At 42.9% G+C, this 11,907-nt stretch carries 13 protein-coding genes and 1 pseudogene; all 14 read left to right on the top strand.

Annotated elements, in window-relative coordinates; genetic code table 11:
* Positions 1-83 precede the first annotated feature (83 nt).
* Positions 84-290, top strand: a pseudogene (locus SUN_RS13875) (DUF4339 domain-containing protein); the annotation flags it as partial.
* 27 nt (positions 291-317) lie between these two features.
* Positions 318-1,181, top strand: coding sequence for an AIM24 family protein (locus SUN_RS10435; protein WP_255322725.1), 864 nt, complete (start codon positions 318-320; stop codon positions 1,179-1,181).
* Between the two features lie 12 nt (positions 1,182-1,193).
* Positions 1,194-2,417 carry a TMEM43 family protein gene (locus SUN_RS10430; RefSeq protein ID WP_012083772.1) on the top strand — a complete coding sequence of 408 codons (1,224 nt, stop codon included), beginning with the start codon at positions 1,194-1,196 and terminating at the stop codon, positions 2,415-2,417.
* 67 nt (positions 2,418-2,484) lie between these two features.
* Entirely contained in the window at positions 2,485-2,856 is a 372-nt protein-coding gene (locus SUN_RS10425; protein ID WP_012083771.1) for a hypothetical protein, read from the top strand.
* Positions 2,857-2,865: 9 nt separating this feature from the next.
* A complete protein-coding gene (locus SUN_RS10420) occupies positions 2,866-3,267 on the top strand; it encodes a hypothetical protein (protein ID WP_012083770.1) in 402 nt (133 codons plus the stop codon).
* A 3-nt stretch (positions 3,268-3,270) separates the two neighbouring features.
* Positions 3,271-3,942, top strand: coding sequence for a hypothetical protein (locus tag SUN_RS10415; protein WP_012083769.1), 672 nt, complete (start codon positions 3,271-3,273; stop codon positions 3,940-3,942).
* A 33-nt stretch (positions 3,943-3,975) separates the two neighbouring features.
* The gene (locus SUN_RS10410) at positions 3,976-5,025 is read left to right on the top strand and encodes an SH3 domain-containing protein (RefSeq protein ID WP_012083768.1); all 1,050 of its coding nucleotides are present in this window, start codon (positions 3,976-3,978) and stop codon (positions 5,023-5,025) included.
* A 97-nt stretch (positions 5,026-5,122) separates the two neighbouring features.
* The gene (locus SUN_RS10405; protein WP_012083767.1) at positions 5,123-6,070 is read left to right on the top strand and encodes an AAA family ATPase; all 948 of its coding nucleotides are present in this window, start codon (positions 5,123-5,125) and stop codon (positions 6,068-6,070) included.
* Between the two features lie 121 nt (positions 6,071-6,191).
* Positions 6,192-7,022, top strand: a complete 831-nt coding sequence (locus tag SUN_RS10400) for a DUF58 domain-containing protein (RefSeq protein WP_012083766.1) — start codon at positions 6,192-6,194, stop codon at positions 7,020-7,022.
* A gap of 45 nt (positions 7,023-7,067) precedes the next feature.
* Positions 7,068-7,475 (top strand): hypothetical protein, encoded by a 408-nt coding sequence (locus SUN_RS10395; protein ID WP_012083765.1) that lies wholly within the window; start codon positions 7,068-7,070, stop codon positions 7,473-7,475.
* Complete coding sequence (locus SUN_RS10390; RefSeq protein ID WP_012083764.1) at positions 7,462-8,379, top strand: vWA domain-containing protein; 918 nt, start codon at positions 7,462-7,464, stop codon at positions 8,377-8,379. Before SUN_RS10395 ends, SUN_RS10390 begins: the two co-directional genes overlap by 14 nt.
* The gene (locus SUN_RS10385) at positions 8,380-9,384 is read left to right on the top strand and encodes a vWA domain-containing protein (RefSeq protein WP_050748058.1); all 1,005 of its coding nucleotides are present in this window, start codon (positions 8,380-8,382) and stop codon (positions 9,382-9,384) included.
* Entirely contained in the window at positions 9,381-10,325 is a 945-nt protein-coding gene (locus SUN_RS10380) for a tetratricopeptide repeat protein (protein ID WP_041672755.1), read from the top strand. The genes SUN_RS10385 and SUN_RS10380 overlap by 4 nt, the downstream gene beginning before the upstream one ends.
* On the top strand, positions 10,282-11,883 hold the full coding sequence (locus SUN_RS10375) for a protein BatD (protein ID WP_041672754.1): 1,602 nt from the start codon (positions 10,282-10,284) through the stop codon (positions 11,881-11,883). The genes SUN_RS10380 and SUN_RS10375 overlap by 44 nt, the downstream gene beginning before the upstream one ends.
* The last annotated feature ends 24 nt before the right edge of the window (positions 11,884-11,907 follow it).

The raw sequence follows: 11,907 nt of genomic DNA, 5'->3' as shown, positions 1-11,907 counted from the left end.
TAAGCTAAGGGTTGTCGGAAGTGAAGAGTTTACTCTCACCTCTATGTTTGGTGGGACTAAAGTCCCCACTTCCAGGTAGATATATGCTTAGCTTAATGGCAGTGGAGGTTCCCTATAGTCTAAACAGAAAACAAAAGGAGATAAAAATGGCAGCACAATGGTACATAGAATATGATGACGGGCGAAAATACGGACCTGTAACGATAGAAGAGGCAAGGAAATATGTGCAGGATGATGCCGGCGGGTATGCATGGACAGAGGGCTTCAGTGGATGGAAGCCGATAAGTGAAGTAGTGGAACTGACTGCAAACGATGCGATGGTAGCATCATCATTTACACCTCCTTCCCGGGCAAGGGGAAGCAGACTTAACAGTGCCGATGAGATCGATTATACGATCTATGGAGAAGATATACAGTATGTAGAGATAGAACTTGATCCGGGAGAGAGTGTTGTCTCAGAAGCAGGGGCCATGATGTATAAAAACAGCCATATTGTGATGGATACAGTGTTTGGGGACGGTTCAGGTTCCAAAGAAGATACGGGAGGTTTGTTTGACAAGCTGGTAGGCGCGGGAAAACGTCTGGTCACAGGTGAAAGTCTTTTTACCACGGTCTTTACCCACAGAGGAAACGGAAAGGCTACAGTGGCTTTCGGTGCACCCTATCCGGGACGTATTATTCCGGTCGATCTTGATGAGATGGGCGGGACGCTCATCTGTCAGAAAGACTGTTTCCTCTGTGCGGCTAAAGGCGTTTCCATCGGTATCTATTTTCAGAAAAAAGTATTGACGGGACTCTTTGGCGGCGAAGGGTTCATTATGCAGAAACTTGAAGGGGACGGACTTGCATTCATTCATGCCGGTGGTATGCTCAAAGAGATAGAACTCAAAGATGGAGAGGAATTGCATCTCGATACGGGTTGTCTGGTCGCCATGCAGCCTCATGTCCATTTCGATCTTGAACAGGCAGGAGGCATAAAGACCGGTTTGTTCGGAGGTGAGGGGTTCTTCTTTGCCAAACTGAGAGGGCCGGGTAAAATATGGATACAGTCGCTTCCATTCTCGAGACTGGCCGGACGTATGCTTTCCGCCGCGCCGCAGGGTGGAGGAAAAGATACGGGTGAAGGCTCTGTTCTGGGCGCGATAGGTGACCTGGCAATGGGTGACAGGTTCAATTTTTAGGAGGAATAAGATATGGATAGATTTACAGAAACAAGTTATACCGGTTTTGGACAGAATATAGGTAATTCGCTCAAGGGTTTTTTCATTGGGTTCTTTCTTATTGTCGGAGCGATCATACTGCTTGCATGGAATGAAAACAGGAGTGTAGAACAGGCAACGGCACTCAAAGAGATGGAGCAGAAGATCATAACGCTCCCGGATACAAGTTATCAGAAAGTAAATGATGGCAAGGCTGTGCTGCTTCAGGGGGAAGTAAAGCCTTTGCACGAGGTTGTAGACCCTGAATATGGAGTGAAAACAGATGGGCTTGTGTTGCAAAGAAAGGTGCAGATGTATCAGTGGAAAGAGCATACACAGAGCAAAAGTGAGGATAAGCTCGGCGGTGGGACCGAAACGGTCACAACCTATTCTTACACGAAAGAGTGGTCTGAACATGCAAATAATTCTGTGAGCTTCAAGCATCCCGAAGGACATGAAAATCTGCCTATGACACACCGTGGAGCAACATACAGTACCGACGCACAGCTTGGAGACTTTTATCTTGGTAAAGAGATTATCAATCACATAGGTGCTACAGAAGGCTTTCCCGGTTTGTCACAAATGCCGGACACTGTAGCAGATGCCAAAAACTATAAAGCGTATCTCTATATTGGCGAGAATCCTGCAAAACCGCAGATCGGTGACACAAAGATCACCTACACTTATGCACCTGCAGGTATTTATACATTTGCAGGGGAACAGGCAGGAAAAACATTGACATACTATACAACAGAGAATGGGAAAGACTTTCTCTTTGCACGCTATGGAAAAGTTTCTGCCAAACGTATTTTCAAAGAGGAGCTCGATGCCAATGCATTGTGGACATGGATCTTACGGGGTATCGGACTTCTGCTGATGTTCATCGGCTTTAGTATGATGATGGGCATTTTGGCTACTTTGGCAAATGTCATACCAATGCTAGGTACACTCGTGGGAGGTGCGACCGCTCTGGTAGCAGGAGTATTGACACTTATGCTGGGTTCTTTGGTCATCGCCATAGCATGGTTCTCCTCACGGCCGATGATGTCATTGATGATCCTTGCTACAGGTGTTGCCATCGCTTTCGCCCTTGGTAAAATAGGGAAGAAAAAAAGCACAGCAAGCACCTCTGAGAGAGAAGAGCAGGCAAGTAGATCTGAGAAAAAAACGGGAAGCACTCCACCTCCTAGAAGAACCAGGGATAAGAGTGAAAAATAGTTTTTTGGATCTTACGGTGATGCATGAAGTTCGCATCTATGTATATAAATCAATGGAGAGAATAAACATGAAAAAAATACTTATGACAACAGCAATAGCAACATTAACAACAGTAACAATGGCAGCAGAGAAGATAGACATCTACAAATATGACATGATAACAATCTATAAAAATGTACCATCGACTATTGCAAAAATGGAGATGAGTAGTATTAAGATGACCAATGACGGTGTCAATCCCTACAAAGTACTTAAAGGAAAAGTATTGAGCTGCAAAAAACTGGGCTTTGATGGTAAAGAAGAAAAACAGGACTTCCCTGACCATCTTCTGTATCATTATACCAAGCATCTTAAGAATGATGTAGAAGCATCCTGTGATGAAAATGTCTATAAAGGTGGAACAGTCAATTTCAGTGTACTCGTCGATGGTAATGATTAGGAGAAGATAATGAAAAAAGTTATTGCACTATGCATGGTGACTATGGCAGTAGCAGTGTATGCAGAGAATCTCTCTGTGTACAAGCATTTGAATTTTCAAATACATATCAATTCCAAATATGTACAAAAATATGTAACAGGTGCCAAAAAATTTGGAATGACAAGTATTGTCGATCCAAAATTCAGATGTAAAGATGCAGGTTTTTCAAAGAATGACAGTGTTGCTGAAGGTATTATGTATGGTAAAAAAAGAAAAGACGGCTCTATAGATATCAGTGGTGTGGGAGACTTCAAGATGTATAGGTATGCACGCTATATGAAAAATGGTAAAGAGTGTATAGAGACATATTATTACAAAGGTGATCCTTCTTTTGGAAAGAGAAGTTTTGTGATGATGAGTAAAGAGAATTAATCGATGTTCCGTCTGATTTTACTCTTTATGATTTTTCCTTTTCTACTTTTGGCAGAGGCATTTCACCCTTATGCAGTCAAGTCAGGAAAGATCACTTATGAAAAACGAAAATATTCGATACATTCTACATTAAAGATAGATGCCAATGGTCAGATTCAGGGTAAGAGAACAACACCCTATTATGTAGAAGAGAAAGTGGAATATTACTGGAGTGATTACGGGAATCTTGTTTATGAACGTTCTTTTCTGCTTAGTTGGTTTGGCGGGAAAAAACTTGAAAAACCAATACTGAAGTATGAAACACTTTGGAAAGGAGATAAACGTCATTACTATAATGCCAAAAAACATAAGGTTTTGGTCAACCCCTACTATATGCGCATTGAGTGTTTGAAAGCAGGGAAGCTTTTTGAGCGTTCAGGTTGGGTAAAAGTGCTTTACCCAACAGCGACCATCAAAGATCAAGTTAATGTAGAAGGGGAAATGACTGACCATTATTTTATTGATGCTTTTGAAGATGTATATCTTTGGAAAGGGATTGTTTTAAGAGAGATGGATTATTCTACCTCTCCTAAAGGTGAACGAATGGATCCTGATCGAGAGAAGGTCGCTGTTACTATAGATGAGAAAAATACAATGGATACTTCTATATTTTCACCTAAATGGGTAGGAAAATAAAAGATGTAAGTCTATTTTTCCAAGAGTGTGATATTGAAATGGTTGACTCTCTGTTTTCTTTTGGGAGGTACAACAGGATGGGCAAAAGAGGCACCCCTTTTTGCATCAGTGATAAATATAGCACAAAATGATACTTTAAATATGAGAAAATCTCCAGATTATCATTCTGAGAAAATAGGCGCTTTACCTCTTGATGCCAGAGTAGGTGTAGACAGCTGTAAAAAAGTGGGACATTCGACATGGTGTAAGGTATTTCATCTTGTTCAGTATGACTATGACGCGTTTGGATATGGTGCTAAGCCTGGGTGGGTCAATGACCGTTATCTAACATTTTCCGATAGAGGTTACGTACTTATTGAAGGAGAAGGAAACCGTGACTATGTACTTGGATGTAATCACGGTAAATGTGATATAGTCTCCCATATTTCAACAAAAGGTGACAAAGTGATTGGCATTCAAACCCAAAAGATAGCTAGAAACAGGCTCAAAGGAGCAAGTCATTTTGGTGCTACAACCAAAGAAATGGATGAATACTGTGTGACAGGCAGGTATATTGAGGATTATCTGAGGGAAAAGGCATTGAAAACACTGCGTAATAACTATGATTATCCTGCCTACCAAAAAGCGGTTGATTTTGTAAAAGATTTTGATGTAATGTGGTTGGAAAAGATTGCCAAATATATGCATAGCAATCTTGGGTTACAGGTATTGTGTCAGACCTACTTTGGTAAAGAGAGCCGGCTTTTTACCGACCATGAGATACGTATGATGGACAAGAGCCGAAGCCAAGTGCTTTTTGGGGGATATACGGAAGCCAAGGGAGATGCAATACATAAAAGTCTGTATGATGTGATAGATGAAATGGAACTACCTCTCATAGACATTAATTGTGTTAAAGTACTGACTTCTCTACGAGGATTCCGTTGCTCAGAACATGGACAATGCAAAGGATATGCTTTTTTGCATGTCAATGAAGATTCTGCTACGAAGGAATATGATTGGAAAGGTATAATTGTCATTGTGGAAAAATATCACGGGAAATGGTATGTAGCTGGAGTGTTTGGAGACAGATGGACCATGTAGCGTAGATTAAAAAATTTGCTGTCAAATGTTGTGTATTAAACCTTAGTTAACCTCACTCAAGTAAACTACTATTATCAAATAGTTTTAGGAGAAAAACTTGAGTCAAATCATACAAAATATCAGAACGGAAATTTCCAAAGTATTGGTCGGCCAGGACAAGATGGTCGAAGGACTGCTTGCCGGGTTGCTTTGCCGCGGGCACATACTGCTTGAAGGTGTACCCGGGCTTGCGAAGACCACTGCGGTCAATGCGCTTGCGAAGACATTGGGGCTGAACTTCAAACGTGTGCAGTTCACACCTGACCTGCTGCCTTCAGACATTATCGGAACGGAGATCTATGATCCTTCCAAGAACTCTTTCAAGATCAAACAGGGACCTGTATTTACTAACCTTTTACTTGCAGATGAAATAAACCGTGCCCCGGCCAAAGTGCAGTCAGCACTGCTTGAAGTCATGCAGGAGAGACAGGTGACTATTGGAGATGAGACCTTCAAGATCGATTCACCATTCCTTGTTATGGCAACACAAAACCCGGTAGAGCAGGAGGGGGCATACGAACTTCCCGAAGCACAGCTTGACCGTTTCATGATGAAAGTGGTCGTGGGCTACAACACGAAAGAAGAAGAACTTGAGATCGCCAGACGTGTGGCGAACAACAGCTTCGAAACTATCCAGCAGGTAGCGAGCAGAGAAGAGCTTGAACAGATCCGTAAAGAAGCGCTGGAAGTGCATATGGATGAAGAGATCGAAGCGTATATCATCGAACTTGTCGCTGCAACGCGTGACCCCAAAGCGTATGGCCTTGAAGAGCTTGAACCGTACATTGAATTTGGTGCGAGTCCTAGAGCGAGTATCGATATGTATAAAGCGGCACGTGCGATCGCCTACCTCAAAGGACAGGATTATGTGTCGCCTATCGAGATAGCCTATATCGCCAAAGAGATCCTTCGCCATCGTATCATTTTGAGCTATGAAGCACAGGCTGAGGATATTACGCAGGATCATATCATCGAGAAGATATTGGCAGCAGTACCAATTCCGTAGGAATCGGGATGATGATGGAAAATGAAATAAAAAATGTAGGGTGTTGTGCCCTCACAACACCACAATATAGAAATATAGTGAGTGGTGCTGTCGGGGAACAACACCCTACGCAAGAGGTAGTATGAATAAAAAAGCGAAAAAGATCGTTCTCAAAACGAAGAAGCAGGTGTACGGGGATATGCTCGGCAACAATGCTTCGATGTTCCAGGGTGAGGGCTTTGAGTTTACGGAGCTTCGTGAGTATGTCTACGGGGACGATGTCCGTAAGATAGACTGGAAGACGACGGCCAAATTGGGCAAGCCTTTTGTCAAGATCTACAAAGAAGAGAGAGAGCTCAATGTGGTGGTCGTCTCGATGCTGGGAGGGTCCACCTATTTTGGGACAGTGAAGCAGAAATCCGACATCATCGCCGAAGTGGCGGGTACACTCGGTTTTTCTGCCGTGAAGAATGCAGACCTCTTCTCCCATATGATCTTTGCGGACAAACTCTATGATCTGAGCAAGCCGAGTAAAAAACTTTTTTCCGTAAATAGAGCGGTTGAAAATATTGTCAATTTTGAACCCATCGGCAAAGAGGGTGATTTCAAAGCACTAGTCGAGACTTTGAACAACCGTTTAAAGAAGAAAGCACTGCTTTTCATCCTCTCGGACTTTGTGGGTGATGTGGACTTGAAACTGTTGAGCAAGAAACATGATGTCTTTGCGGTCATCGTACGTGACAAGTTTGAAGAAGAGCCGAGTGAATTGGGGTACCTCAGACTGATCGATATGGAAACGAAACAGAGTTTCGAAGGCAACATCGACAGCGGAACACTGAAGAACTATAAAAAAGCTCTTCTGAAAAATGATGAAAAACTTTACAAACAATTCAAGAAACACGGCATCAGGTTCACCAAAGTGTATACGCACGAAGACGGAGCCCTGAAACTGATGAAGAGTATGAGGAGATGACAGTGAGTAATGAGAAGATAGCAGGTAGCAGTGAAGGAAAATATGATGAATGAACAAAATTTGACAGCACAACTCAAAGATATCAAACCTTTATTGGAGATCCCGGATAACTCTTTCTACATTTACTGGGGACTGATAGGTTTCGGTGTCCTGTTGCTGCTTGCCGTACTCTTTTTTGTCATCAAGAAACTCTGGGAGAACAGAAAAATCAACCTTGCAAAGGGGTATCTGGCGAAACTCAAGGAGATCGACTGGAAAGACTCGAAGAAGTCGGCGTATGAAGCGACGCATTATGCAAGGCTGCTGGCAACCGATGAGAGAAGAAAAGAACTTTTTTCCCAGCTTGAACCGATGCTGGAAAAATACAAATATAAGAAAAAGGTAGATGAAGTGGATAGTGATACAAAAAATAAATTCAACCTTTTTGTGCAGGTGGCAGATGAGTCAATTTAGTTTTGAATATCCGTTATTACTGTTGGTGCTGCTACTCTTTATCGTATGCAGCAAATGGTGTAAAGAGCGGAGCCGGGCGATCTTTTTCCCGCATGTCAACACGCTGATAGCCAAAGAGACGAACAAGTCTTCACTGCTTTCCTGGTTGAAATGGGTCGGAATTGTTGCTGCGGTGGTTGCGCTGGCGTCACCGATTCTGACAAAGAATTATATCAATTCCAAGAAAGAAGGACGGGACATTGTCCTGGTCATTGACAGTTCCGACTCGATGAGACAGATGGGATTTGACCCGAAGGATCCGTACAAGAACAAATTCGATGTGGTCAAAGAAGTGGTTGCCGACTTCATCAAGAAGCGTAAAAATGACCGTATTGGAATGGTAACGTTCGCGGATGTGGCATTCATCGCCTCGCCTTTGACTTTTGAGAAGGATTTTCTGACCAACATTACCGAGATGCAGAAACTTGGAATGGCAGGAAAAAGAACGGCCATCAATGATGCGCTGGTCCAGGCGTACAATCTGATGAGCAAGAGTAAAGCCAAATCAAAAATAATCATTCTTCTGACAGACGGAAGGGACAATATGTCCAAGATCCCGTTGTCGGATGTGAAACATATGATCGAAAAAAGAGATGTGAAGCTTTATACCATAGGTATCGGTGGTCCAAGGGATTATGATGCGCAATACCTGAAAACACTTGCAAAAGCAGGAAAAGGCCAGGCGTATGCAGCACGGTCGGCAGCCATGTTGAGCAAAATCTATGATGAGATCAACAAACTTGAAGTTACGAAGCTCGATAGCAAGAAGATCGTAGAGCATACCTATCTGTATGTCTATCCTCTTTTTCTTGCTGTGTTGAGCCTGTTGTTATTTGTGTATTACAGAAATTCGAAAGGAGTATAAATGGAATTTGTAAACCCGTATCTTTTTTGGATCCTGCTTGTACCTTTTGTACTCTTTGCATTTTTGATTTCTACGAATAAAGAACGTCTCTCACGTATTTTTGACGAAAAAGTACTGACGCGTTTGACGGCAAGCTCTGAGGGAATGCCTCTCAGATTGAGAAATATCATCATGTTCGCAGCGATCTTTTTTATGATCGTTGCACTGGCGCGCCCGGTCAAAGAGCTGGAAGACAAAGTGGTGAAAGTACAGGGATTGACCCTGCTGACGGCATTGGATATTTCAGGTTCCATGCGAAGCAAAGATGTCTACCCGAACCGTTTGGCCTTTGCCAAAAAGAAGATGAATGAATTCTTTGATGCCATGCCGAGTGACGAGATAGGGGTTGTCGCCTTTGCCTACAGTCCCTTTGTGCTTGCTCCGTTTACCTCTGACAAAGAGACCCTCAAGATGATGGTAAAAGGGGTGGATGACTCCTACATCAATATGGGGTCTACAGATTTCCTGGCATTGGGTGAACTTGCGAGCTCTCTGCTTGAAAAGAAAAACCCGAAGATCCTGGTACTCTTTACAGACGGCGGTGACGAAAAAGCCATTGCCGGTTTTGCGGATGTGCTCAAGGCCAACAAGATTGACCTGTATGTGGTACTCGTGGGTACGGAGAAAGGTGCACCGGTCATCGATGAAAACGGCAAACCGATCATGCAGAAGGACGGTACTATCGCGATTTCACAGAGAAACGATGCGTTGGGGCTGTTGGCCAAAGAGAATGGCGGTGCCTATGTGATAGCCGGACCCGGAAAAGAAGATATTGAAAACCTGGCCGCAGTGATCAAAGGAAAATACAAAGAACAGCAGCAGGGTGAAGTCAGGGTCAAGCAGAGAGTGGAGTATTTCTACTATCCGCTTGGGCTGGGACTCTTTTTACTGCTGATCGGATTGAGTTCGTTTCCCAGATTCAAAAGCCAAAAGAAAGCATCCGGTAAAGATGGAGGTAAAAAATGAAAAAACTACTATTACTGATACTATTCACTTTTCTGCATGCCGGGTTGACTGACTTTAAAACGATTGAAGCGGCAAAACAGGCATATGACAGTAAAGAGTACAGCAAAAGTGCGGCACTTCTGCACTCTTTGGACAAAGCGGCGCCGCAGAAAGAGTATGATATCGGAAATGCCTACTACAAGTCCAAGAACTATGATGCAGCCATTCAGTCCTATAAAAAGGCAAAAGGGATAGACAAGGCGATGCGTTTGCACAATATAGGCAATGCCTATTTTCAGAAAAAAGATCTTGACAATGCGATCAAAAGTTATGAAGAGGCTTTGAAGATCCGGGAAGACAAAGATACACGTTTCAATCTGGAACTTGCCAAAAAGATGAAGAAAAAAGAAGAAGAGAAAAAGAAAAAGCAGCAGAAAAAAGACCAGAAGAAAAAGAAAGATAACAAGAAGAACAAAGACAATAAGAAAAATAAAGATCAGAAAAAGCAGAATCAGAAGAACAAAGACCAGAAGAAGAAAGATCAGAAGAAGAAAGATCAGAAGAACAAGAAGAACGATCAGAAAAAAGACCAGAAGAAACAGGGCGACCAGAAAAAGAAAGATAAAAAGAACCAGGAGAAAAAAGACCAGAAAAAGAAAGCCGATCAGCAGAAAAAGAACAAAGAGGGACAAAAGAAAGAGAAGAAAAAAGAGAATGATAAAAAAGAGGGCGACAAGCAGAAGTCGGGTTCCCAAAAAGAGAAAAAGCCCCAGAATAAAAAGGGTGAGCAGTCCTCAGGTGCAGCAAAAAAGCAAAAGAAAATGTCCAAAGAAGAGAAAATCAAGCAGCAGGAACTCAAAAGGTTACTGAAAAAAATGCAGCAAAAAGGGACGCCGACCATGATGTACCAGATGAGCAATGACAAAAAGTCAAAAAGGAGCGATGGTGCCAATCCATGGTGATCAGGGTATCCAGAAACTACTGTTATTGATCCTGGCACTATGCACATTTGCAAATGCCAATGAAGTTGAAGTGTTTTCATATGTTCCCGAAGCAAAAGCACTCGTTTCAGATACGGAGATCGTTGCGGGGCATATGGTACGGCTCAAGATCAGGGCAAACGGAGATAAAGTGGTATTTCCGAAAATTGATGAGATAGACGGGGTAAAAGTGTTGGAAGAGCGTGAGATTGTTGTCAACAGGCCTCATTACATAAACGGTGTACTGAAAAAGGAACGTACCATACGGATCTACACGTTTGCGCCTCATCATGATGTGACCATCCCCTCCTATAATGTTGAGATAGACGGAAGAACGTATAGAACAAAACCTATCAAAATAAAAGTAATGCCTGTAAACGCACAAAATACGGAAGACAGTAACAAGTTTTTCCTCCATCTCGAGACAGACAAGAAATCTGCAATGATAGGCGAACCGATTGTGGTTACGGTATCCCTTTCATTGAAAATAGGGACAAGGCTCTCCAAGAACCCCATATATACCAGACCGGCATTTGAGGGGTTTTTTTCTGAAGATCTCGGTGAGGAAAAGGTCTACATAAAAAGAGACCGGCAGATCACGGAAGTGAAATACCTTTTAACCCCACATACTGCAGGCAGTTTTTCCGTAGGGCCGGCAAGAGCCAAGATAGGCGTGTCTGACAGAAGAAAACTGGATATGTTCGGAAGAGCTGTGCGTACCTATTGGGTACCGATCGCTTCCAACAGTGTCAAGATAGATGTTGCAAAAAAATCGCAGGAGAGTGATCTTGTGGGGCGATTTACCATAGAGAGCTCGCTTGATCCAAACAATGTAAAAGCCAACGAACCGGTAACCCTTACCGTAAAGATAGCAGGGAACGGGGCACTCGAAGGTTTTGAGTTTCCCGATTTTGAGATGGATGGGGTAACCGTTTACAGTGACGATGCAGAGGTCCGGACTACACTGGATGGAAATCAGGTTAAAAGCGATTATGCCAAAAGCTTTACCTTCATCTCCGACCATGATTTTACCATCCCGGCACGACGTATATCCGTGTATGATACGAAAAGTAAAACAGTGAAATATCTGGAGACGCCTTCCTATGATGTACATGTGGAGGGTTCACGGGCGATCGCCGCACAAAAGTCCCAAAGCCTGACAGCAGGTACAGGCAAGGTGCACAGCGATTTGAAACAGCCCCAAAAGTCGATGCTGGATACCGAAGAGGGCAAAAACCTTTCCGAAGTGCAGCTTCCGCCGTGGTGGATGATAGCCTCGGCTTTTGTTTTGGGTTTGCTGGCCATGTACCTGTTTCAGTATTTCCTTTCAACAAAACGGAAGAGAAGGAGAGCTGCAGTCAAAGAGAGCGAAGCGCTTCAAATACTTTATCCGCACACCAACAGATCCAAAGCGGTCGAAGATATGGTGCGTACATTGTATGCGAAGGAAAACGGTGATAAAACTATCGTCATCGATAAAACGGCATTGAAAATGCTGATAGAAAAATATGAAAATAATTTAGAAAAGAGAAGTAAATGATATTTCAGACAAGAAAAAATAAAA

Origin of the sequence: Sulfurovum sp. NBC37-1 (assembly GCF_000010345.1) — a bacterium.
Lineage (GTDB): Bacteria > Campylobacterota > Campylobacteria > Campylobacterales > Sulfurovaceae > Sulfurovum.
This window is presented reverse-complemented; position numbering and strand designations above follow the sequence as displayed.

What these genes read in the sequence shown, in the direction of transcription:
- SUN_RS10420 (WP_012083770.1), top strand. Translation starts at nt 2,866, where the DNA reads ATGAAAAAAGTTATTGCACTATGCATGGTGACTATGGCAGTAGCAGTG.
- SUN_RS10380 (WP_041672755.1), top strand. Translation starts at nt 9,381, where the DNA reads ATGAAAAAACTACTATTACTGATACTATTCACTTTTCTGCATGCCGGG.
- SUN_RS10390 (WP_012083764.1), top strand. Translation starts at nt 7,462, where the DNA reads ATGAGTCAATTTAGTTTTGAATATCCGTTATTACTGTTGGTGCTGCTA.
- SUN_RS10415 (WP_012083769.1), top strand. Translation starts at nt 3,271, where the DNA reads ATGTTCCGTCTGATTTTACTCTTTATGATTTTTCCTTTTCTACTTTTG.
- SUN_RS10375 (WP_041672754.1), top strand. Translation starts at nt 10,282, where the DNA reads ATGACAAAAAGTCAAAAAGGAGCGATGGTGCCAATCCATGGTGATCAG.
- SUN_RS10385 (WP_050748058.1), top strand. Translation starts at nt 8,380, where the DNA reads ATGGAATTTGTAAACCCGTATCTTTTTTGGATCCTGCTTGTACCTTTT.
- SUN_RS10400 (WP_012083766.1), top strand. Translation starts at nt 6,192, where the DNA reads ATGAATAAAAAAGCGAAAAAGATCGTTCTCAAAACGAAGAAGCAGGTG.
- SUN_RS10395 (WP_012083765.1), top strand. Translation starts at nt 7,068, where the DNA reads ATGAATGAACAAAATTTGACAGCACAACTCAAAGATATCAAACCTTTA.
- SUN_RS10425 (WP_012083771.1), top strand. Translation starts at nt 2,485, where the DNA reads ATGAAAAAAATACTTATGACAACAGCAATAGCAACATTAACAACAGTA.
- SUN_RS10430 (WP_012083772.1), top strand. Translation starts at nt 1,194, where the DNA reads ATGGATAGATTTACAGAAACAAGTTATACCGGTTTTGGACAGAATATA.
- SUN_RS10435 (WP_255322725.1), top strand. Translation starts at nt 318, where the DNA reads ATGGTAGCATCATCATTTACACCTCCTTCCCGGGCAAGGGGAAGCAGA.